The following is a 20,502-nucleotide window of genomic DNA, read 5'->3' on the forward strand; positions in this document are numbered from 1 at the left end:
CCTTTTTTCAGGTAAACGGGGGCCCGGTTATGGGTCGAGATGCGGCGAATCCGCCGTGTTTCGTGGAACTTGGTCACACTTCAGCCCAGCTTGCATTGCTCGGTGACACGGTTCGAACGCCACTTCGGCACCCATGTATGCGGCGCATCACTGATTGCTCGCCGTTTCAAGCCACGACCCAAACGGAAAGCAGAAAGCAGAGAGGCTCATGCCCACAATCGCTTTGGTCGACGACGACCGCAACATTCTCACATCCGTCTCGATCGCGCTGGAAGCCGAAGGCTACCGTATCATGACCTACACCGACGGCGCCTCCGCGCTCGACGGTTTCCGCACCACCCAGCCCGATCTCGCTATCCTCGACATCAAGATGCCGCGCATGGACGGCATGGAGACGCTGCGTCGTCTCAGGCAAAAGTCCGACCTGCCGGTGATTTTCCTCACCTCCAAGGACGAGGAGATCGACGAGCTGTTCGGCCTCAAGATGGGCGCCGACGACTTCATCCGCAAACCGTTCTCGCAGCGTCTGCTGGTCGAACGCGTCAAGGCGGTGCTGCGGCGCTCGGCGCCGAAGGATCCGACCGTCGCGCCGAAGGAGAACGACGCCAAGGCGCTCGACCGCGGTCTGCTGCGCATGGACCCCGAGCGCCATACCTGCACCTGGAAGAACGAGCCGGTGACACTCACCGTGACCGAATTCCTCATCCTGCAGGCGCTCGCGACCCGGCCCGGCGTGGTGAAGAGCCGCAACGCGCTGATGGACGCCGCCTATGACGACCAGGTCTATGTCGACGACCGTACCATCGACAGCCACATCAAGCGGCTGCGCAAGAAGTTCAAGGTGGTCGACAACGAGTTCGAGATGATCGAGACGCTCTACGGCGTCGGCTACCGTTTCAAGGAAGCCTGAGGGCGCCCCCTCCACGGCGATCGAGAGCATCTCCGGTTCTCGTTCCATCGGGACGAGGATCGCTCTAGGATGCGGGGACCTTCGCACGGGCCGTCCTAACGCGGGCGTAAGCATTGCTTGACCGAACGCAGCCTGACCCTAACCAGAGCGCCGGGATCGCATCCGACGGCGTTCAGGAGCACGTTGCCGACGACAAGCCGCAGGGCTTCCGGCCGCTGAACTGGCTGAAACGCGCCGGGCAGTTCTTCTTCGCGCTGTCCTTCTCGAGCCTGACCCGCCGCATCGTCTCGCTCAACCTCGCCGGCCTCGTCGCGCTGGTGGCGAGCATCCTGTACCTGTCGCAATTCCGTGCCGGCCTGATCGATGCCCGCGCCCAGAGCCTCCTGGTCCAGGCCGAGATCATCGCCGGCGCGATCGCGGCCTCTGCCACGGTGCAGACCAACGCCATCACCATCGATCCCGACCGGCTGCTCGACCTGAAGCCGGGCGAGACCTATGGCGGCTCGGACGAGTATTCGCCGCTGGACTTCCCGATCAATCCGGAGCGCGTCGCGCCGGTGCTGCGCACCTTGATCTCGCCAACCAAGACGCGCGCCCGCATCTACGATCCGAACGGCAGCCTGCTGCTCGACAGCCGCAACCTGGAAAACGTGCTGCGCTTTCCTCTGCCGCCGCCGGCCGAGCAACCCGGCATCATCGAGCGCGGCAAGGTCGCGGTGCGGACCTGGCTGAACCGCGGCGACCTGCCGCTCTATCGCGAGCTCGGGCCCGAGAACGGCAATGGCTATGCCGAAGTGGGCGACGCCCTCCAGGGCCAGAAACGCTCGATGGTGCGTGTCAACGCACGCGGCGAGGTGATCGTCTCGGTCGCGGTCCCCGTGCTGCGCTCGCGCGCCATCCACGGCGCCTTGATGCTGTCGACGCAAGGCGACGACATCGACCAGATGGTCACCGCCGAGCGCCTCGCCATCCTGAAGGTCGGCGGCGTCGCCGCCGCCGTCATGATCATGCTGTCACTGCTGCTGGCGAGCACGATCGCAGGTCCAGTGCGCCGGCTCGCCGACAGCGCCGAACGGGTCCGCCGCCGCATCAAGGCCCGCATCGAGATTCCCGATTTCACCCGCCGCCGCGACGAGATCGGCCACCTCTCCGGCGCGCTGCGCGACATGACCAGCGCGCTCTACAGCCGCATCGAGGCGATCGAGATGTTCGCTGCCGACGTTGCCCATGAATTGAAGAACCCGCTGACCTCGCTGCGCTCGGCGGTCGAGACGCTGCCGCTGGCGCGCAACGAGAACAGCCGCGCCCGCCTGCTCGAGGTGATCGAGCACGACGTCAAGCGGCTCGACCGGCTGATCTCCGACATCTCCGACGCCAGCCGCCTCGATGCCGAGCTGCAGCGCCAGGATGCGATCCCGGTCGATTTGCGCCGGCTGCTGACGACGCTGACCTCCGTCGCCAACGAAACCAAGCTCGGCCACGACGTCGCGGTCGAAACGCGCTTCGAGGGCCGCGGCCCGACCGACACATTCGCCGTGAGCGGCCACGATTCGCGGCTCGGACAGGTCGTCTCCAACCTGCTCTCCAACGCGCAATCCTTCTCCGAACGCGGCAGCAAGGTGCGCCTCACCTGCCGCCGCGTCCGCTCCGAGATCGAGATCGTGGTCGACGACGACGGGCCCGGCATTCGCGAGGACGCGCTGGAGCGCATCTTCGAGCGCTTCTACACCGACCGCCCGCATCAGGGCTTTGGCCAGAACTCCGGCCTCGGCCTTTCGATCTCCAAGCAGATCGTCGACGCCCATGGCGGACGCATCTGGGCGGAGAACCGCCCTGGCCCGCCGGACGCCGACGGCACTCCGACAATTGCCGGTGCGCGCTTCGTGGTCAGGCTGCCGGCGCTATGAACGAAGGCGGGCCCAGCGTTCACGCCTCTGCCGTCAAGGTCGGGCCTTACGCCGTGCTGATCCGCGGGCCCTCGGGGTCCGGCAAGTCGCGGCTTGCCTTCGATCTGATCATGGCGGGGCGCTCGGGCATCGTGGAAAGGGCCGTTCTGGTCGGTGACGACCGTGTCCATCTGGCGACACTCGGCCACGAAATTGAGGTCCGCCCCGCGCCTCGCCTGGCGGGCCTGATCGAGATCCGGGGCCTCGGAATCCGCCGCTGCGACTTCGTGGAGCATGCGACCGTCGGTCTCGTGGTCGATCTGGCCGCAGCCGACGCGGAGCGCCTGCCGCCGGCCGAAGCCCTGAAAACCAGCATTTTTGGTGTCGAAATACCGCGAATCCCTGTTGCCCGCGACTATTCGCCCCTTCCCCTGGTTGTTGCGGCCTTGACCACTACCAAGAGTTCATCTTCGGTTAACCCTTCAGGCGATTGTTTGAAGGGAAATGGTAACCATATGAACCCCACTATCGCGACCGAATAGACCGGCGCAGCTCCCCTCATCCATCCGTCTAGATTCAGGGAGATACGCAACATCCCCTCTTGCGCGGGGGCTCTGGATGGTCAAAGTGGCGCGTTCGTGCGGTGCACCAAAAGCGCCCGCGAGGAGTTTTCCGATGATTGGTCTAGTACTTGTGACCCACGGGCGCCTTGCCGACGAATTCAAGGCAGCGCTTGAGCATGTCATGGGCCCACAAAAGCAAATCGAAGCGATCACGATCGGCGCCGAAGATGATTCCGATCTCTGCCGAAGCGACATCATCGAGGCGGTCAACCGCGTCGATTCCGGCGACGGCGTTGCGATCCTCACCGACATGTTCGGCGGCACGCCGTCGAACCTGGCAATATCCTGCATGAGCCGGCCCAAGGTCGAGGTGCTCGCGGGCATCAACCTGCCCATGCTGGTGAAGCTTGCCAAGGTGCGCGAGGAGCGACCGCTGCCCGACGCGATCGCGATGGCGCAGGAAGCTGGCCGCAAATACGTCACCATCGCCAGCCGGGTGCTCGCCGGCAAATGAGCGAGGAGGCGCCACAAGCCGCGACCGGCGTGCCCGCGGGCGCGATCTCCAAGGATCTCCTGATCATCAACAAGCGCGGCCTGCATGCGCGCGCCTCGGCGAAATTCGTCCAGGCCGTCGAGCGCTTCGATGCGCAGGTGTGGGTGACGCGCGGCGGCGAGACCGTCGGCGGCACCTCGATCATGGGCTTGATGATGCTCGCCGCGGGTCCCGGCACGACGATCACGGTGGCGGCGGCAGGAACCGACGCCGAAGCCGCGCTCGCGGCGATCACGGAGCTCGTTGAGAGCAAGTTCAACGAGGAAGGGGTTTAGGGGCTTCGTCAATGAAGCTGCCGTAGGGTGGGCAAAGCGAAGCGTGCCCACCAAGTCTGTCGCGCTTGCCGAGAGATGGTGGGCACGGCGCTTCGCGCCTTTGCCCACCCTACGGCAGCTCGGCTACTTCCCCGGCGGCGCGAAATAGATGTTCCAGCTCATCGACGGGCCGGCTTTGCCGTTGGTGAAGCGGCGCGTTGTCATCACGATGCGCTCGGCGTTGGGCGCAACCTCCGACACCCATTTCTCGAACGCGGGCAGGCGCCCGTCGGTCGGATCGAACACGCCGATGAAGCCGTACTTCCTGGCGTCGTCGCGCGAGGTCAGTCCGGAATCCCAAGCCTCCAACGGCAGCAGCGCGGACGGATGATCCGGGCTGTAGAACACCAGCGGCTGGATCTGCTCCATCGTGCCGGCAACGACGGCCCAGCGCGAGCCGAAGCGGCTGTGCCAGGCCTGGGTCAATTCGCGCGCGAGCTCCGAGCGCGCGCCATAGATCTGTGCGTTGCCGGCATTGGCCGCCATCTCGCGCGCGGCGATCCAGGGCGAAGCGGCGAGCGTCGCGGCGCTGAGCACGAGCCAGATCGCGGCGATGTTGAACAGCGCGGCGCTCTGCACGCGCAGCCTCGGAATCGCGACCAGTGCGAGCGGCACCAGGAAGAACAGCGAGATGCCCCAATCCGTCTTCATGTAGATGCTGAAGGCGAGCGCGCCGAGCGGCGGGCCGACTGCGACGATGACCTGGACGATCCAGACATTCAGCGCCTGCGAGACATTGACCCCTGCATTGGCTCCACGCGCCCAGGCGCGCGTGACGATGCGCAACGGCGCACGCAGCAGCAATTTGACCCATGGCGGCACCAGCGCCATGGCCAGCGCCGCGAGCGCCACCGGTAAGGCCAGCAGCGCGAAGTTGTGCAGCACATAGCCCACGACCAGCTGATGCAGCTGGGCCTTGTCCTGAAGGCTGTAGGTGTCGCCGGCATAGGTCAGCGGCACGAAATGCGCATCCGCCAGCCAGACGAGGTGCGGGATCATCGCCGCGACCAAGGTGGCAATCGCGACCCACGGCGCGGGCGACGACAGGAAGCGCAACCGGTCGGGATGGATCAGCGCGGCGAGGCCGATCGCGCCGATCATGGTCAGCACCCAATATTTGGTCATCAGCGCCAGCGCGCCGGCAAGCCCGAGCAGGATTCCGGATTGCCAGCTCCGCTTCTCGAAGGCGTTGAGATAAGCGAGCACCAGGAGCGGCAGCGTGACGAGCTGCAGCAGGTCCGGGTTGTACTTGAAGCCCTTGAAATTGAAGATCGGGTACAGCGCGATCATCACCACGACCAGGAACGCGCGGCGCGCATCCACCACGCGCAAGGCGATCAGCCAGCAGAGCACCATGCCGACGCTCACCGTCGTCATCGCCAGCGCATAGGTCGCCCAGTCCGCCGCCGGGAGCGCCTTGAACCAGAGGCCGGCCACCCAGCCCGACAGCGGTGGGTGCTTGCCATAGCCCCAGAGGAATTTCTGTCCCCAGCCCCAGGCTTCTGCGACGTCCATGTGAACGTCCTGCGCCGCCTTCAGATTGATCAGGATGAAGGTCCAGAGCACCGCATGCAGGATGGCAAATTGGATCACCAGCCACAGGCGCGCCTCGGGGCGCACCGCGCAGGCAACCAGGAAGGCCCGGAAGCGGTTGTAACTCAAGCGGGTCTTTGCCCGCGCTCCGGCAGTGGGAAGAGAGGTCGTGGACATGGGCCGTTGCGTAGCGCGTTTTGGCCCGTCATGGAATCAGCTTGGCGTGAACAAAGACCCTGAAAATACAGCAATATGGTTGCCGCACGGGGATGTGAGTGGTATCCCGCGCCCATGACGACCGTCCCCATTTCCAACATCCGCAATTTCTCCATCGTCGCCCATATCGACCATGGCAAATCGACGCTGGCCGACCGCTTGATCCAGATGACCGGCGGCCTCTCCGACCGCGAGATGGCGGGCAAGGAGCAGGTGCTCGATTCCATGGACATCGAGCGCGAGCGCGGCATCACGATCAAGGCGCAGACGGTGCGCCTCGCCTACCGCGCCAAGGACGGCAAGGACTACATCTTCAACCTGATGGACACGCCCGGCCACGTCGACTTCGCCTATGAGGTGTCGCGGTCGCTGGCGGCGTGCGAAGGTTCCCTGCTCGTGGTCGACGCCAGCCAGGGCGTCGAGGCGCAGACGCTCGCCAACGTCTACCAGGCGCTCGACAACAATCACGAGATCGTCCCGGTCCTGAACAAGGTCGACCTGCCCGCGGCCGAGCCCGAGAAGGTCAAGCAGCAGATCGAGGATGTCATCGGCATCGACGCCTCCGACGCGGTGATGATCTCGGCCAAGACCGGCCTCGGCGTGCCGGACGTGCTGGAAGCCATCGTCACCCGCCTGCCGCCGCCGAAGGGCGACCGCGACGCGACCTTGAAGGCGCTCTTGGTCGACAGCTGGTACGACGTCTATCTCGGCGTCGTCGTCTTGGTGCGCATCGTCGACGGCACGATGAAGAAGGGCCAGCGCGTGCGCATGATGGGCACGGGCGCGGCCTATGACGTCGAGCGCGTCGGCTTCTTCACGCCGAAGATGCAGCAGGTCGAAGAGCTCGGCCCCGGCGAGATCGGCTTCATCACCGCCGCGATCAAGGAAGTCGCCGACACCCGCGTCGGCGACACCATCACCGACGACAGGAAGCCGGTCGCCGAGATGCTGCCGGGCTTCAAGCCGGCGATCCCGGTGGTGTTCTGCGGCCTATTCCCGGTCGACGCCGACGACTTCGAGACGCTGCGCGCCGCGATGGGCAAGCTGCGCCTCAACGACGCCAGCTTCTCCTTCGAGATGGAGACGTCGGCTGCGCTCGGCTTCGGCTTCCGCTGCGGCTTCCTCGGGCTTCTCCACCTCGAGATCATCCAGGAGCGCCTGTCCCGCGAATTCGACCTCAATTTGATCGCGACCGCGCCGAGCGTGATCTACAAGATGAAGCTCACCGACGGCCAGGAGATCGAGATCCACAATCCCGTCGACATGCCTGACGTCGTCAAGATCGCCGAGATCGACGAGCCCTGGATCGAGGCGACGATCCTCACGCCCGACGAATATCTCGGCAGCGTCCTGAAGCTGTGCCAGGACCGCCGCGGCGCGCAGAAGGAGCTCACTTACGTCGGCTCCCGCGCCATGGTGAAATACGACCTGCCGCTCAACGAGGTGGTGTTCGACTTCTATGACCGCCTCAAATCGGTCTCCAAGGGCTACGCCTCGTTCGACTATCACCTCACCGACTACAAGCCGGCCGATCTCGTCAAGATGCAGATCCTGGTCAATGCCGAGCCGGTCGATGCGCTCTCGATGCTGGTCCACCGCACCCGCGCGGAAGGCCGCGGCCGCGCCATGGTCGAGAAGATGAAGGAGCTGATCCCGCCACACATGTTCCAGATCCCGATCCAGGCGGCGATCGGCGGCAAGGTGATCGCCCGCGAGACGGTGCGCGCGCTGCGCAAGGACGTCACCGCGAAATGCTACGGCGGCGACATCACGCGCAAGCGCAAGCTTCTGGAGAAGCAGAAGGAAGGCAAGAAGAAGATGCGGCAGTTCGGCAAGGTCGACATTCCGCAGGAAGCTTTCATTGCCGCACTGAAGGTGGATAGCTGAGGCGGGACTTGGGAGGGCCGGTCCGGTCTTCGGGGCCGGGAAACAGGCGGCCTCCGGGCGGCAAAACAAAAGTGCGAAAACAACCCCATGCACAGTAGCCGCCGCCTTGGCGGCATTGCGATTTTTCGATTTTTGCGAATCAGGTTTGACCCGTCGGGCAAAACAGGGGTATAGTGGCATTATCGGAGAGGGCCGGATGAGCCGGCACGATAGTCCATCTGATTTTTTCGAGTCTCGATCATTCATGCACGGAGCAATTTCATGGTCCGTGCAAAAATCATGCGTCGCAAAGACACTTGGCAGCCTAGGCGCTGCAGCATGCCAGGCTTCTGCAATGGCGTCAGGGACGTTCATTGCTTCGGCCCACACGCAATCGGCTCGGAAAGATGCGTCTCGTTCCCGCGCGTATTACGGACCCTGATCGCGCCATCGCGTCACGGAACGATTGCGTGGGCGCTGGGCAAGTGGTTGTTGGCTCGGGTCGGCGCTCGCGTTATTGTGGTTGAGCCTCAATCAGAGGAGGTGTCATGCAGCGACGAGAATTTCTCGCACTGATCGGCGCCGCGGCGGCCTGGTCACCCCTTGCTCGCGCGCAACAGCCGAAGAAAGTCCCCCATATTGGCTTTTTGACCACCGGCTCGATCGAGCAAACCCGCACTTCGATGGCTGCCTTTCATCAAGGACTACGCGAACGCGGTTATATCGACGGAGAGAATATCATCGTCGAGCTTCGAGCAGCCGATTCAAAGGCCGAACAACTCCCGGCCTTGGCGAGTGACCTCGTCCGTCTCAATCCTGCTCTTATCGTTGCACAGAATTCGCTTGCTGCGCGGGCAGTGCAGCAAGCTACCAAAACAATTCCTGTTGTTGTGCCAGTTATGGGCGACCCGGTCGAAGACGGACTCGTTGCCAGCATCGCCCGACCAGGAGGTAACATCACGGGACTAACCTTCATCGGCCCGCAGCTTGTTCCCAAGCGGCTCGCGCAATTGAAGGAAGCATTGCCCAAGGCGTCTCGGATAGCAGCGATCTGGCATCCGGCTGCATACGGCAAGACTACAACTCAAGGCATGATCAGCGGTGCGGAGTCCGCATCAAAAACCGTGGGCGTTCATTTGCAACTCATTGCCGTCCAGGATCCTGACGGGCTGGGCGAGGCGTTTTCGGCGCTTGCGGGCGCGCGTGCCGATGCAGTCTTCCTGTTTCCCAGCCCGATGTTCTTCATTGCACGCAAGCGCATCGCCGACCTCGCCGCAGAGCATCGGCTGCCGCTGTTTGCCATCGGCAAGGAATTCGTTCAACTCGGTGCGCTGCTGTCCTACGGAGCGGACATCATCGACTTGAACCGGCTAGCCACTGATTACGTCGATAAAATCCTCAAGGGCGCCAAGCCCGGGGATCTGCCGGTCGAGCAACCGACCAAGTATGAACTATTCGTCAACCTCAAGACTGCAAAGACACTCGGGATCGAAGTTCCAGCTGCATTGCTGGCCCACGCGGACGGGGTGATAGAATGATCGACTGATATTCAAGTCGATGCATTCAAGCCCGCGGACGGCCAGTCTTTTCGAGACCTCGTCCCGTTCCCGACAGAGGCAGGGCTATCGCATATGACTTGTAGCGCGGCCGATGCGCACGCCTCGTCCTTCGAGACGGCGCTTACGCGCCTCCTCAGGATGAGGCTAGTCAGCGCTTGTGCCCTTTGAAACTGCATCCGCGCGCTTCGTCCTCATCCTGAGGAGCCCGCCTAAGGCGGGCGTCTCGAAGGATGGCCGCACGGAAAACTCTCAAATGCGATAGCCGTGGGATCGGCGGGACTGTTTTGGCTTACGAGCCTTGAAGCGTGCTATAGTCGACTATCGCACGGCAGCTTCGAGCGAGGTCAGATGAGACGGCGCGCATTCATCGGGCTGATGACGGGAGCAATCGGCGGATCGCTCATCGCACGCGCCCAGCAGTCTTCCACACCGCGCATCGTCCACTTGGGACCGGTCAAAATCCCCGCGCAGATGGCGGCAACCAAAAGGCTGCTTGCTGAGCTTGGTTACGTCGAGGGACGAATTCGACTCGAATTTCGTGATGCGGCCGGAGATCCCGACGCGCTGCCGGCACTCGCGCAGGAGATCGTGCGGGATGACCGGGTGGACGTGATCATCGCCATCAGCACACCTGCCGCTCTCGCCGCTTACAAGGCAACCCGAACCATTCCGATCGTGACCCTTGCCGCGGTTGATCCAGTCGCGTCCGGATTGGCCGACAGCCTCGCCCGTCCCGGTGGCAACGTGACGGGCATCGCAATTTTCTCGGAGGAAACCACTGTAAAGCGGGTCGAGCTCCTGCGAGAGATCCTGCCACAGGCCGTCCGCCTCGGAACTGTCACGACAAAGGTGTCGCGCGGCGCACAGAGTCTCACGCCTGTTCTGGAGGCCGGCCGCAAGCTCGGCTTTGAGGTTGAAGCAATCAACATCGATGATCCCGCCAGCATCGGGACAATCCTGAGCCCGGACAACCTCGCCCGATTCGACGGTCTTGTTTTCGTTCCGGACGTCGTGCTCAGCGCCCACCTGGCCGAAGTCGTCAAGCTGGTGAATCTGAGCATGAGGCCTGCGATCTTTGCTTCACCAGACTGGGTTGCGAACGGCGCTTTCATGTCGTTCGGCCCCGACTTTGCAGACGCTGGGCGCCGCTTGATTGCGCAGGTTGATCGCATTCTACGGGGCGCAAAACCGGGCGATCTGCCCTTCGAACGACCCACCAAGTTCGACCTCAGGATCAATCTCCGCATCGCCAAGGCCCTTGGTCTCGACTTGCCTGCAACCGTCGTCGCCCGCGCCGATGAAGTGATCGAATAGCCCCCAGGATTTCACCCGTACTCAACCGCCTTGCCCTCGCCCGGTAGCCACCATCCCTACTGCGCAGCATCAACAAGAAGTTTGTAGGGTGGGCAAGGCGAAGCGTGCCCACCGCTTGTGTGCCGTCGGGAAGAGTAGTGGGCACGGCGCTCAGCGCGCCTTTGCCCACCCTACGAAAGCTGTGCTCGCCTTCGCTCCTCGCGGCAAATCCTCACGACATCTTCTTCGCCTCGACGTATCGCGCAAAATTGTCGAGGATCGCCTGCCAGCCGCCCTGCTGCTGCTCGACAGAGTGCGTGGTTTCGGCGTCGAAGACGACACGGACGACAACGCCCTTCAGGCCCGGCACGAACTCGACCTCGGCCTTCCGATCGCCGAACGAATATTCGATCCGCTTGTGCTCGACAATCTTGGTGTAGGTGCCGGCGAAGTCGAAGCCCATGCTGCCGTCCTTGGCCTCCATCCGCGATGAGAAGGCGCCGCCGTCCCGCAGGTCGACCGTCGCCCTGGTCGTATGCCAGTCGTCGGATGCGGCATTCCACTTCACGATGTCGGCTGGCGTCGTATAGGCACGCCAGACCTGATCGATCGGGGTGGCTACGCTGGTTTCGACGGTGATCCTCATGGGCATTGCTCCAGTTGCGACTTTGACGCTCGAATTGACGGAATCTCGCCACGTGTGCCGGGTCCATTTCCAGCACGTCCGGGACGTGTCGACCCAAGGACGATCGAGACCGGCCCATGCCGACATGGTCCGGCGTCAATGTGCAAAAAAGTTGGAAAAGTTGTGGTGTGGGCAAAGCGAAGTGTGCCTGCGCGCACGCCTCGTCCTTCGAGACGACGCTGACGCGTCTCCTCAGGATGAGGCTCATTGGCGGCGGTGCCTGTTGAAACTGCTGCCGCGGACTCCGCCCTCATCCTGAGGAGCCGCTCAAGCGGGCGTCTCGAAGGATGGCCGCAGGGAAAAACTCTCTAATGCGATAGCCCTGCCCGCCAGCGTCGCTCTTCGGGCTGCGGCGGACAAGTCGCACTACCATCCTGCGCCGCTCTTCAGATCGGCCTCGTCTTCCCTCGGATGGCCGTCGACCGTTTCAGGACCTGCTCGGCATCGGCATAGCGGCCTAGATACTTGTAGAGACCGGCGAGGTTTTCCAGAACGCCGGCGAGATCCGGATGGTTGGGGCCGAGGGTTTTCTCGAAAGTGGCCGCCGACCGCTTGAACAGCCGCTCGGCCTCCGCGTTACGGCCCTGACGCCCATAGAGCGCAGCCAGATTGTTCTGTGCCTGCGCGATGTCGGGATGATCCGGGCCGAACGCCTTCTCGGTGACCGCCATCGACCGCTTCAGCAGGCGCTCGGCATCGGCATAGCGATGCCGATTGGTATAGGCGTCGGCCAAATTGTTCATCAGCACCGTGGCTTCGGGATCGTCGGGACCGAGCTCCTTCTGCAGCACGGCGAGGCCTCGCTCGAATAGCGGTATGGCCTGATCGTACCGGCCCTGATGGCTGTAGACCGCGCCGAGGTTGCTCAACGCCATCACGATCGACGCATCATTGGGGCCGACCGTCTTCTCGCTGATGGCGATCGATCGCTTGAGGAGCGGCTCCGCTTCTGCGTAACGCTCTTCCGCGCGATAGAGATCGCCCAGATTGTTCAGCACCATGGCGACTTCGGCATGATTCGGACCGAGTGTCCTCTCCCGAATCGCCAGCGCGCGCTTGTACAGCGGTTCGGCGACGGCGTATTGGCCGAGATTGTAATGGATCGTGCCAAGGTCGTTCAGCGGCATCGCGACGTGGGCATCATCAGGGCCGAACTCCTTCTCGCGAAGGGCCAGCGACTTCTGGGCCAGAGGCAGCGCTTCCATGTACTTCCCGGCCTGATAAAGCACCTTCATCTGCCGCGCGAGCGTGCCCGCCTCGTCCTCGTCGGCATCGGACGGCACGCCGAACGACAGGCTCAAGGCAAGCGCAGCAACTGCAACGCAGATCGATTTTCTCAGGGTCCTCATCGCGCCTTCCCTCGTCGCGGCTATTGGGACTTACGCGCCGTTGGTGCGCCCGGAAGCCGGACAGGTTCAATGCAGCCGCGGCTTTCCGACCCGACCGACCGCGCCAGCGCGGCCGTATGCCATTGGCAGGCGTGAGTAATTCATCATTGCCCGAGCTGTTGAAGCACAGCAGACCACAACGCCAGCGGCTCCCGGAGCGCGCCCGGCTCGGACGGCTTCTGGCGAACGGCCGTGTGCACCATGACGAGCTTGGAGGCGGGATCGACCAGGATGACCTGACCGCGGATGCCAAGCAGGGCAAATCGGCGCTGCTCGCCCGGAAGGAGCCACACCTGATAGCCGTAGCCGAAATAGCGCGTCGCCACGTGCGGGGCGAGATGACCGTCCTCTGGCCTGACGGTCGTGGCATCCAGCAGCCACTGCCGGGGGATCAGCTGCCGCCCCTCCCAGGCGCCGTCATGGGCGAGCAACCGGGCCAGGCGCGCATAATCGCGCAAGGTTGCGTTGAAGCAGCAATAGGCGATCTCCTGCCCGCTGCCGTCGATCACCCATGAGGCATCAGCCTCGGTGCCGATGGGGTCCCAGATCCGGTCGCGGAGATAATCGGCGACCGGCGTGTCCGTGGCGGCGCGCAGGACCAAGCCGAGTATCTCCGTTTCAACGCTGGCATAGTGGAATTTGGTGCCTGGCGGCGCGGTCCGCGTGTTGAACTGCGCGACGATGGCGGCGGGATCTTTCGGCGGGCCGGCGAACAAGGCCCGCCCAAGCCGGGCGATGTCGTCGTTCCCGTCATAGACTTCCGAGAATTCGACGCCTGACGACATGTTCAACAAGGCGCGGATGGACGTGTTGCCATATTCCGTGCCTGCAAGGCCGCCGACATAGGTCGAGACGAGGTCGTCGATCGACTTGATCCGTCCCTCCGAGACCGCGATCCCGACCAGCATGGCCACCACCGTCTTGGCCATGGACATCGAGACAAAGCGGTGATGGTCGGTCCGCGCATATTGATAGTGCTCGTAGAGGATGGTGTCGTCCCTGGCGATCAGGAGGCCCGTCACCGGGTTGCGCTTGAGGTAGTCCGCGATGCCGAACTTTTCGGTGCCAAAACTGTAGGTGACCTGTGGCTCCGGCGCGCGCTTGAATTGCCAGGGCGCCGTCGCGCGAGCGACCCGGCGCGAGGGATAGATCTCGCCGAAATGGCTGTAGCTGCCGACGAGCTTGTCGAGCGGGGGAGCGGCTCCCCGCGTGCCGACCGGATAGCCCTCAGCCGCACCGTAGAGCCCGGCATCGGGACCGCTCTCCGAAAAGACCGGCCCCGGCGCGGCGGGCGCGCTTCGAACGTCCTGCGCGCACGCCAGGGGCGACCAGATCGCGGAGGCAAAAATGACGGGCAGGAAAAGCCGGCGGCACCCGCGCGGCCTAAACGACGCTCCCCAGTTCATTGCACTTGCCTCCCCGCACGTTGGTGGGTGTGCGCTTCACGAGAACAACATCGCTAGCCGGTAAACAGAGGCATACTATCATCATGGGCAAATGGTGTCAGCGGGTGACAGTCTGCTTCACTCTCTCCCATGGATAGGCCAGCATCTTTGCTGCGCAGCATCAGTAAAATCAAAGCACGAGGAAACCCTTGAGCAAGCCAAAATGAGGGATTTGACCGGCATCATTGCCGCGCATGCGCCCGCCAAATGGCGCCCGCCGTAAGTCTTGACGCTGTCCCGGGCGAGCGGAGCGAACTCTTTTGCGAATCCGTCCGGATTTGTCACCGTGTTGTCTTCGATCATGAAGACCGGACGACTAGTCTGCGCGTAAATTCCGTGACTCTCCAGCGCACCAATGGCGATGCCTGCGGCCAAAGCGCAGGCCACAACAAAACCTCTCAGAGACACGACCCTTCCGAATGGTCGTTCAACTCCTCCTTGCTCCGAGCGCGATGGCATCCGTCCGGACCAGCTTCAGCGACTTGACCATCTTCTCCGTCGTAGCCTTGTATGTCTTGAAGTGGGGAGATTCGAGGTGCGACCTGTACGCCTCGACGTCGCGATAGACCTCGAAAACTCTCACCATGGTCGGGTTGTCCTGATCCGACACGGCATACAGCACCAGGACGCCCGGTTCGACGCGGACCGCGGTCTCGATGTGTTCCCTGACCGCCGTCTTGTAGGCTTCAAGCTGAGCCGGATCGATCTCGATTTCGGCGAGCTGGATGTAGCGGCCCTGTGCTTCCTGGGCAATGGCAGGTCCTCCCAGAGTTGAAGCCAGCATGGATGCACCGACAATCAGAAGCTGCTTCGTGTTCACGATTACCTCCTGCGCAGCGCCAACAACGGCGGCGGCATCACGTCTCGGCAACAACTCACCTTTGGTATTGCGCGTCGCTGACCTTCTCGAGCCACTCGACGTTCCTGCCGTTCACCGATTCCTGAATTGCGATGTGCGTCATCGCGGTCGTCGGCGATGCACCGTGCCAATGCTTGAGCCCCGGCGGAACCCAGACGACGTCGCCGGGCCGGATCTCCTCGACTGGACCGCCGTCTCGCTGCACCCAGCCGAGCCCCGCAGTGACGATCAGCGTCTGCCCAAGCGGATGCGTGTGCCACGCGGTCCGAGCACCGGGCTCGAAGGTGACTTGGCCGCCGCCGACACGGGCGGGATCCGGCGCCTGAAACAGCGGATCGACCCGCACCGTTCCGGTGAACCAGTCTTGCGAACCCTTCTGGGAGGGACGAGACCCGTTTTTCGTGATGCCGATGTCCATGGCTAGTTCCTTTGGCGGTTCGGACGTGAGTGCTTGCGCGCGCCGAAGTGAGACGGTGGCGGCGATGCCACCGCAGATGAGGGCGTCTCTGCGCGTGATCATTGTGTTCCCCGGCTCACAGCGGGCGACATCCGGACTACGTCAGCGCGGGCGCTTCTCGATGACGTCCTTGACGACCGGCGCCGCAGAGAAGGCGTTGGGCCAGCCGGCATAGAAGGCGAGATGGCCGAGCATCTCGCCGACTTCCTCCCGCGTCAGTCCGTGATCCATCGCCCGGTTTAGATGATACGTGATCTGGGCGACCTGTCCTGTTGCGATGAGCGCGCTCACGGTAACGAGGCTGCGATCCCGCGGAGCCAGACCCGGTCTGAGCCAGAGATCCCGGAACAGCACGTCGGTGGTGTACTGAACCAGGCTTGGCGTGATCTGGCCGAACTGCTCGCCGACGCGTGTGGCTCGCTGCTTTTCCGCCGCCTCGTCGAGCGGAAGCTGCGGTCCCGACGCCTGCGGCAGCTGATTGGCTCCGATGTTGCGGCTGTCGAAGACCGCCTTTGCCGCCGGAACCGCGTCGATCGCGTTCGCCCACCCGGTGTAGAAGGCCAGGTGCGTGATGATCTCGGAGACCTCTGCCGGCTTCACGCCGTTGTCGAGCGCGAGACCGAGATAGAATGGCAGCTCGATCTTCTGATTGCGGGCGATGAGAGCAGCGAGCGTGACGATGCTGCGGTCCCGCGGCGAAAGCCCGGGGCGCTTCCAGAGATCGCCCAGGACGACCTCCTGTGCATAATTCTGGAGCACGGGCGCGACGGCGCGGATGTCCTCCGGTTTCGACATGCGATGTGCTCCTTCGCTCGATGACCGATCGTCGGCGGCCGCGCCGACAATCAGGCAGAACAAAAACAGGGTCGCGGCAAGCCGTCTCATTGCGGGCATCCATCAATGGTTGTCGGGTCGGTCATCAGTCACGCAGCCGAGAGCACAGCGTACAAGGTCGCGCCGCTGACGCGAAACACAGGCGACCAAGTCACCCCATGATCTTCCCACCGGACGACCGCGGGCTCCTCCACGGCTGGTCCGAACCTAAGACTTTGGTTCGTCCGCGATTAGGTGATAGATTTGATATGCAGTCATTAGGATAGCTTATCAATGCAGCGAGAGGACGCGAGCGACCTGCTGGCCTTCCTCGCGGTGGCGCGGGAGCGCAATTTCACCCGAGCCGCGGCGAAACTCGGCATGACGCAGTCTGCCCTCAGCCAGATCATTCGAAATCTGGAGGAGCGGATCGGCATCAGGCTTTTGAACAGGACGACGCGCAGCGTCACCCCGACTCAGGCTGGAGAACGGCTCTTCCTCAGCATTGGGCCGAAATTCAACGCCATGGATGCAGATCTCGCTGAGCTCAGCGAACTCCGCGAAAAGCCGGCGGGAACGGTTCGTTTGACGGCGACGGAGAACGCAGCCGTCGCGATCCTATTGCCTGCCCTCGGGAAGATCCTGCCAAAGTACCCCGACATCCACGTCGAAATCGTCATCGATTACGGGCTCACCGACATCGTGGCGCAGCAGGTCGATGCCGGCATCCGGCCGGGTGAACTGGTCGCCAAGGACATGATCGCCGTGCGCGTCAGTCCCGACCTGCGGATGGCCGTCGTCGGTTCCCCCTCCTACTTCGCCGAGCGCAAACGGCCGAAGTCGCCTCGGGATCTGACGCATCACAACTGCCTCAACCTTCGCCTGCCGACCCATGGTGGCAGCCTGTACGCCTGGGAGTTCGAGAAGAACGGGCGCGAACTCAAGGTGCGTGTGGAGGGACGGCTGGTGGTCAACAGTGCGGGCCTTCTCCTGGACGGAGCACTCAAGGGCCTGGGCCTCGCCTATCTTACGGAGGGCCACGTGCAGCAACATGTTTCCGAGGGCCGACTGGTCCGGGTGCTTTCCGATTGGTGTCCGCCATTCTCGGGCTACCACCTCTACTATCCGAGCCGGCGGCAGCCTTCCTCCGCCTTTTCGGTGCTGGTCGAGGCGCTCCGATATCGCGGACGGTAGACCTGCCAACGCGAGATCACTTATCTCTTGATGGCCACCCGCAAAACAGACCGTCATGAACTGCGCTCCCGATCGGTCGGCAATGGCGTGCAACACCCAGCCTTGCTCTCGCCCTGCAGATAAGCCACCATCCTCTCCGCGCCATCAACAAACCAACAGCGCTGAGGAAACGCATGAGCAAGCCGTCACGCTTCGACTATGGCTGGGTCGTTGTCGCCGCGGGCGCGCTGATGACCTGCATCGGGTTCGGCACGATGCTGTCGCTGGCGGTGTTCCTGCAGCCGATCTCGGAGGCGATGGGCTGGTCGCGCGCCGGGGTGTCGGCTGCCGCGACGCTGGATTTCCTCTTTATGGGATTCGCCGCATTCCTATGGGGCACGCTGTCGGACCGGTTCGGCACCCGCATCGTGGTGCTCTCGGGAAGCGTTCTGCTGGGACTAGGTCTCGTCACAGCGAGCCAGGCCGCAAGCCTGTGGCAATTCCAGCTTTGCTTCGGCGTGCTGATCGGGATCGCCGTGGGCAGCTTCTACGCACCGATGATGGCGCTCGCGAGCGCCTGGATCGAGAAGAACCGCAGCCTCGCCGTGGCGCTGGTCTCGGCCGGCATGGGCGTGTCGCCGGTGACGGTCGCGCCGGCCGCGAGCTGGCTGATCACGGCCTATGATTGGCGCACCGCGATGCTGGCGATCGGCATCGCTTCGTGGGCGCTGTTGATCCCCGCCTGCTTCCTGGTGCGTCCGGCGCCACCAGCCGCGGGCTCCGCAACGACGGACGCTGTGCCGGAGGTCGAGATGGGCGCGGCGCAGGCGCTGCGCACGCCGCAATTCATCGCGCTCGCAGCGGCGCATTTCGCCTGCTGCGCGGCGCATTCCGGTCCGATCTTCCACATGGTGTCCTATGCGATGGTCTGCGGCATCGCTCCGCTCACGGCAGTGACGGTCTATAGCGTCGCCGGCGTCTCAGGCCTCGGCGGACGCCTGCTGCTGGGCGTGCTGGCCGATCGCATCGGCGCGAAACCGGTCCTTGTCGGCGGGCTGTTCGTGCAGGCGATGTGCATCGCGACCTATCTGGCGGTGGCGCAGCTCGGCGAGTTCTACGCGCTCTCGGTCGTGTTCGGACTCGCCTATGGCGGGGTGATGCCGCTCTATGCGGTGCTGGTCCGCGAGTTCTTCGGCGCGCGCATCATGGGCACGGTGTTCGGCGCCGTGTCGGCCTTCGCCAGCCTCGGCATGGCGCTCGGGCCCTGGGCCGGCGGGATCGTGTTCGACACGTTCCAGCAATACACCTGGCTGCATGTGGGCTCCTTCGCGATCGGGCTTGCAGCGGTCGCGGTGGCGCTGAGTTTTCCGACGCGGCGCAGGCCATCGCTCGATCTTAGCCGCGCGACGGCGTGACACTGGATAGTGGCGATTACTGGATCTGACTTTGCATAATGTAAGTTTGATGGATTTCGCCTCCCTCTGTCATCCTACTTCCTGCCTTCTGGCACCGATTATCTTGGTGTAGCATTCCCTTGTGATCAGATCGTTCTGGCATCGCGAGAGGCTAAATGAGGCGGCGGACGTTTCTGAGCTTCTTGGGAATGACGGCGATCTCGGCGCGCGCAGCCTTGGCCCAAAAGCGCGTTCCGGTCGTGGGATTCGTCGGATTTGCCACGCCGGAAATCGACAATGCGGTGCTCGTTCCGTTCCGGAAGGCGCTGGCCGAGCTGGGTTACGTGGAGGGCCGCACCATCGTCATCGAGGCCCACTCGACGGCCGGCGACGTGTCGCGGGGCCTTGCATTGATCGACGACCTCGTGGCCAGACAGGTGGACGTCCTGCTTTCGCCCGGCCCGGCCGCAGCACGCGCGATGGTCAGGAAAACCAATATTCCCGTCGTCGCCGTGGCGCTGCCTGCGGTGCAAAGCGACCCTGAATTGTTTCAGAGCCTCGCGCGGCCGGGCGGCAGCCTCACCGGCTTCGCCGCGTTCGGCGAGGAGATGTCGGCCAAGCGCATCGAGATGATCCGGGAGATCCTGCCCTCGCTGAAGCGGATCGGCGTCTTGAACAATGCGACGGACCCGACCTTCAGCGCCTGGGGCGCGCAAACCATCGAGGAAGCACGACGTGCCGGGCTGGAGCCGGTGCGCCTCGGACTGACGAGCGCATCGCCGGCGGCGGTTGCCGAGCAATTCAACGTGCTCGCGGGCGCCGGCGGCAACGCCGTGATCGTCATTCGCGACTACATGACCGCCGCGATGCAGGACGCAATTTGCCGTATCGGCATCGACATGAAGATCGCCGTCATCGGCCAGCAGAAGGAGTTCGCCCATGCCGGCGCTCTGATCAGCTATGGTGCCGACATCGGCGACCTGTTTCGTCGCGCCGCGGGCTATGTCGATCTGATCCTGAAGGGACAAAAGCCGGCAAACATGCCGATCCAGCTGCCAACCAAATTCGAGCTGGCCGTCAATCTCAAGACCGCGCGTGCGCTTGGCGTGACGATCCCGCCCACCATCCTCGTGCTGACGGACGACGTGATCGAGTGACGGGTCGTTGAAAATCCGCCGATTGCCGCGCCGTGAGGCGGGTCAACATCCAGTCATTCGCGAAGCTTCGGCGGAGCAATTCATGGAATGCAGCATCCGGCCCACGTGCGCGACAGCTATTATGGCGACGAACGCACGATCATCATGGAGCGAGTGCTGGCAGACCGGTCCTAGGACTGGTGGACGCACTGGCAATGGCTGCGCAGGATTCCGCTCGTCTCACTCTCCGCCTTGGGTCTATTCCACGCCTCGCTGCGCGATCCTGACCCCACCGATCACTCCGACGCAGTTTCGCAGGGCGGGTCGAGCTCCTGCGGAACCTATTGCCCCAAACGCAGGGGCGCGGGTATCTCGTCGTTCTTGCCAGTTCTGATTTGTAAGCATGAAGCTTGACGGGTTGTACTTCGCCCTGCCCTACGAGCTGGATTGCACCAGCTT

The 20,502-nt window shown here is 63.5% G+C and carries 19 protein-coding genes; 11 read left to right on the forward strand and 8 right to left on the reverse strand.

Annotated features, from left to right (window positions below):
• Positions 1-208 precede the first annotated feature (208 nt).
• From ABIA45_RS24655 to ABIA45_RS24675, 5 genes are all read left to right on the forward strand, one after another.
• Positions 209-910: a response regulator transcription factor gene (locus ABIA45_RS24655; RefSeq protein WP_008542552.1), complete on the forward strand. Its 702-nt coding sequence runs from the start codon at positions 209-211 to the stop codon at positions 908-910.
• A gap of 113 nt (positions 911-1,023) precedes the next feature.
• Positions 1,024-2,817 carry a stimulus-sensing domain-containing protein gene (locus ABIA45_RS24660; protein ID WP_404654031.1) on the forward strand — a complete coding sequence of 598 codons (1,794 nt, stop codon included), beginning with the start codon at positions 1,024-1,026 and terminating at the stop codon, positions 2,815-2,817.
• Positions 2,814-3,338, forward strand: coding sequence for an HPr kinase/phosphorylase (locus tag ABIA45_RS24665; RefSeq protein WP_128265020.1), 525 nt, complete (start codon positions 2,814-2,816; stop codon positions 3,336-3,338). Before ABIA45_RS24660 ends, ABIA45_RS24665 begins: the two co-directional genes overlap by 4 nt.
• 133 nt (positions 3,339-3,471) lie before the next feature.
• The gene (locus tag ABIA45_RS24670; RefSeq protein ID WP_007597752.1) at positions 3,472-3,873 is read left to right on the forward strand and encodes a PTS sugar transporter subunit IIA; all 402 of its coding nucleotides are present in this window, start codon (positions 3,472-3,474) and stop codon (positions 3,871-3,873) included.
• Positions 3,870-4,187 (forward strand): HPr family phosphocarrier protein, encoded by a 318-nt coding sequence (locus tag ABIA45_RS24675; RefSeq protein WP_036014186.1) that lies wholly within the window; start codon positions 3,870-3,872, stop codon positions 4,185-4,187. Before ABIA45_RS24670 ends, ABIA45_RS24675 begins: the two co-directional genes overlap by 4 nt.
• A 123-nt stretch (positions 4,188-4,310) precedes the next feature.
• On the opposite strand, the gene ABIA45_RS24680 is transcribed toward ABIA45_RS24675, so the two are convergent.
• Positions 4,311-5,936 carry a glycosyltransferase family 39 protein gene (locus tag ABIA45_RS24680; RefSeq protein WP_404654033.1) on the reverse strand — a complete coding sequence of 542 codons (1,626 nt, stop codon included), beginning with the start codon at positions 5,934-5,936 and terminating at the stop codon, positions 4,311-4,313.
• A gap of 114 nt (positions 5,937-6,050) precedes the next feature.
• Between ABIA45_RS24680 and lepA the strand changes: the two genes are divergently transcribed.
• The 3 genes from lepA (at position 6,051) to ABIA45_RS24695 (ending at position 10,714) form a co-directional block, all read left to right on the forward strand.
• On the forward strand, positions 6,051-7,862 hold the full coding sequence (gene lepA, locus ABIA45_RS24685) for a translation elongation factor 4 (protein WP_036014191.1): 1,812 nt from the start codon (positions 6,051-6,053) through the stop codon (positions 7,860-7,862).
• Positions 7,863-8,389: 527 nt separating this feature from the next.
• Positions 8,390-9,379: an ABC transporter substrate-binding protein gene (locus ABIA45_RS24690; protein ID WP_271539547.1), complete on the forward strand. Its 990-nt coding sequence runs from the start codon at positions 8,390-8,392 to the stop codon at positions 9,377-9,379.
• A 369-nt stretch (positions 9,380-9,748) separates the two neighbouring features.
• On the forward strand, positions 9,749-10,714 hold the full coding sequence (locus ABIA45_RS24695) for an ABC transporter substrate-binding protein (RefSeq protein WP_404654036.1): 966 nt from the start codon (positions 9,749-9,751) through the stop codon (positions 10,712-10,714).
• A 211-nt stretch (positions 10,715-10,925) separates the two neighbouring features.
• On the opposite strand, the gene ABIA45_RS24700 is transcribed toward ABIA45_RS24695, so the two are convergent.
• The 7 genes from ABIA45_RS24700 to ABIA45_RS24730 all read right to left on the reverse strand — a co-directional run bounded on the left by ABIA45_RS24700 (position 10,926) and on the right by ABIA45_RS24730 (position 16,412).
• Complete coding sequence (locus ABIA45_RS24700; protein ID WP_404544387.1) at positions 10,926-11,339, reverse strand: SRPBCC family protein; 414 nt, start codon at positions 11,337-11,339, stop codon at positions 10,926-10,928.
• 425 nt (positions 11,340-11,764) lie between these two features.
• Entirely contained in the window at positions 11,765-12,727 is a 963-nt protein-coding gene (locus tag ABIA45_RS24705; protein ID WP_404544390.1) for a tetratricopeptide repeat protein, read from the reverse strand.
• Positions 12,728-12,870: 143 nt separating this feature from the next.
• Complete coding sequence (locus ABIA45_RS24710; protein WP_404654038.1) at positions 12,871-14,172, reverse strand: serine hydrolase domain-containing protein; 1,302 nt, start codon at positions 14,170-14,172, stop codon at positions 12,871-12,873.
• 117 nt (positions 14,173-14,289) lie between these two features.
• Positions 14,290-14,586 carry a hypothetical protein gene (locus ABIA45_RS24715; protein WP_271539555.1) on the reverse strand — a complete coding sequence of 99 codons (297 nt, stop codon included), beginning with the start codon at positions 14,584-14,586 and terminating at the stop codon, positions 14,290-14,292.
• A 52-nt stretch (positions 14,587-14,638) separates the two neighbouring features.
• Positions 14,639-15,031: a putative quinol monooxygenase gene (locus ABIA45_RS24720; RefSeq protein WP_271539557.1), complete on the reverse strand. Its 393-nt coding sequence runs from the start codon at positions 15,029-15,031 to the stop codon at positions 14,639-14,641.
• 55 nt (positions 15,032-15,086) lie between these two features.
• Positions 15,087-15,488: a cupin domain-containing protein gene (locus tag ABIA45_RS24725; RefSeq protein ID WP_404544393.1), complete on the reverse strand. Its 402-nt coding sequence runs from the start codon at positions 15,486-15,488 to the stop codon at positions 15,087-15,089.
• Between the two features lie 141 nt (positions 15,489-15,629).
• Positions 15,630-16,412, reverse strand: a complete 783-nt coding sequence (locus ABIA45_RS24730; protein ID WP_271539559.1) for a carboxymuconolactone decarboxylase family protein — start codon at positions 16,410-16,412, stop codon at positions 15,630-15,632.
• Positions 16,413-16,634: 222 nt separating this feature from the next.
• On the opposite strand from ABIA45_RS24730, the gene ABIA45_RS24735 reads away from it, so the two are divergent.
• From ABIA45_RS24735 to ABIA45_RS24745, 3 genes are all read left to right on the forward strand, one after another.
• Positions 16,635-17,534, forward strand: coding sequence for a LysR family transcriptional regulator (locus ABIA45_RS24735; protein WP_271539561.1), 900 nt, complete (start codon positions 16,635-16,637; stop codon positions 17,532-17,534).
• Positions 17,535-17,707: 173 nt separating this feature from the next.
• Positions 17,708-18,928 carry an MFS transporter gene (locus tag ABIA45_RS24740; protein ID WP_271539563.1) on the forward strand — a complete coding sequence of 407 codons (1,221 nt, stop codon included), beginning with the start codon at positions 17,708-17,710 and terminating at the stop codon, positions 18,926-18,928.
• Between the two features lie 155 nt (positions 18,929-19,083).
• On the forward strand, positions 19,084-20,064 hold the full coding sequence (locus ABIA45_RS24745; protein WP_404544398.1) for an ABC transporter substrate-binding protein: 981 nt from the start codon (positions 19,084-19,086) through the stop codon (positions 20,062-20,064).
• The last annotated feature ends 438 nt before the right edge of the window (positions 20,065-20,502 follow it).

The organism is Bradyrhizobium sp. USDA 336 (assembly GCF_044908355.1).
GTDB classification, from domain to species: Bacteria; Pseudomonadota; Alphaproteobacteria; order Rhizobiales; family Xanthobacteraceae; genus Bradyrhizobium; species Bradyrhizobium yuanmingense.

Excerpts from the sequence above, each read along its gene's own strand:
- ABIA45_RS24655 (WP_008542552.1), top strand. The coding sequence starts at position 209 with ATGCCCACAATCGCTTTGGTCGACGACGACCGCAACATTCTCACATCC.
- ABIA45_RS24665 (WP_128265020.1), top strand. The coding sequence starts at position 2,814 with ATGAACGAAGGCGGGCCCAGCGTTCACGCCTCTGCCGTCAAGGTCGGG.
- ABIA45_RS24670 (WP_007597752.1), top strand. The coding sequence starts at position 3,472 with ATGATTGGTCTAGTACTTGTGACCCACGGGCGCCTTGCCGACGAATTC.
- ABIA45_RS24675 (WP_036014186.1), top strand. The coding sequence starts at position 3,870 with ATGAGCGAGGAGGCGCCACAAGCCGCGACCGGCGTGCCCGCGGGCGCG.
- ABIA45_RS24680 (WP_404654033.1), bottom strand. The coding sequence starts at position 5,936 with ATGTCCACGACCTCTCTTCCCACTGCCGGAGCGCGGGCAAAGACCCGC.
- lepA (WP_036014191.1), top strand. The coding sequence starts at position 6,051 with ATGACGACCGTCCCCATTTCCAACATCCGCAATTTCTCCATCGTCGCC.
- ABIA45_RS24690 (WP_271539547.1), top strand. The coding sequence starts at position 8,390 with ATGCAGCGACGAGAATTTCTCGCACTGATCGGCGCCGCGGCGGCCTGG.
- ABIA45_RS24695 (WP_404654036.1), top strand. The coding sequence starts at position 9,749 with ATGAGACGGCGCGCATTCATCGGGCTGATGACGGGAGCAATCGGCGGA.
- ABIA45_RS24700 (WP_404544387.1), bottom strand. The coding sequence starts at position 11,339 with ATGAGGATCACCGTCGAAACCAGCGTAGCCACCCCGATCGATCAGGTC.
- ABIA45_RS24705 (WP_404544390.1), bottom strand. The coding sequence starts at position 12,727 with ATGAGGACCCTGAGAAAATCGATCTGCGTTGCAGTTGCTGCGCTTGCC.
- ABIA45_RS24710 (WP_404654038.1), bottom strand. The coding sequence starts at position 14,172 with ATGAACTGGGGAGCGTCGTTTAGGCCGCGCGGGTGCCGCCGGCTTTTC.
- ABIA45_RS24725 (WP_404544393.1), bottom strand. The coding sequence starts at position 15,488 with ATGGACATCGGCATCACGAAAAACGGGTCTCGTCCCTCCCAGAAGGGT.
- ABIA45_RS24730 (WP_271539559.1), bottom strand. The coding sequence starts at position 16,412 with ATGAGACGGCTTGCCGCGACCCTGTTTTTGTTCTGCCTGATTGTCGGC.
- ABIA45_RS24735 (WP_271539561.1), top strand. The coding sequence starts at position 16,635 with ATGCAGCGAGAGGACGCGAGCGACCTGCTGGCCTTCCTCGCGGTGGCG.
- ABIA45_RS24740 (WP_271539563.1), top strand. The coding sequence starts at position 17,708 with ATGAGCAAGCCGTCACGCTTCGACTATGGCTGGGTCGTTGTCGCCGCG.
- ABIA45_RS24745 (WP_404544398.1), top strand. The coding sequence starts at position 19,084 with ATGAGGCGGCGGACGTTTCTGAGCTTCTTGGGAATGACGGCGATCTCG.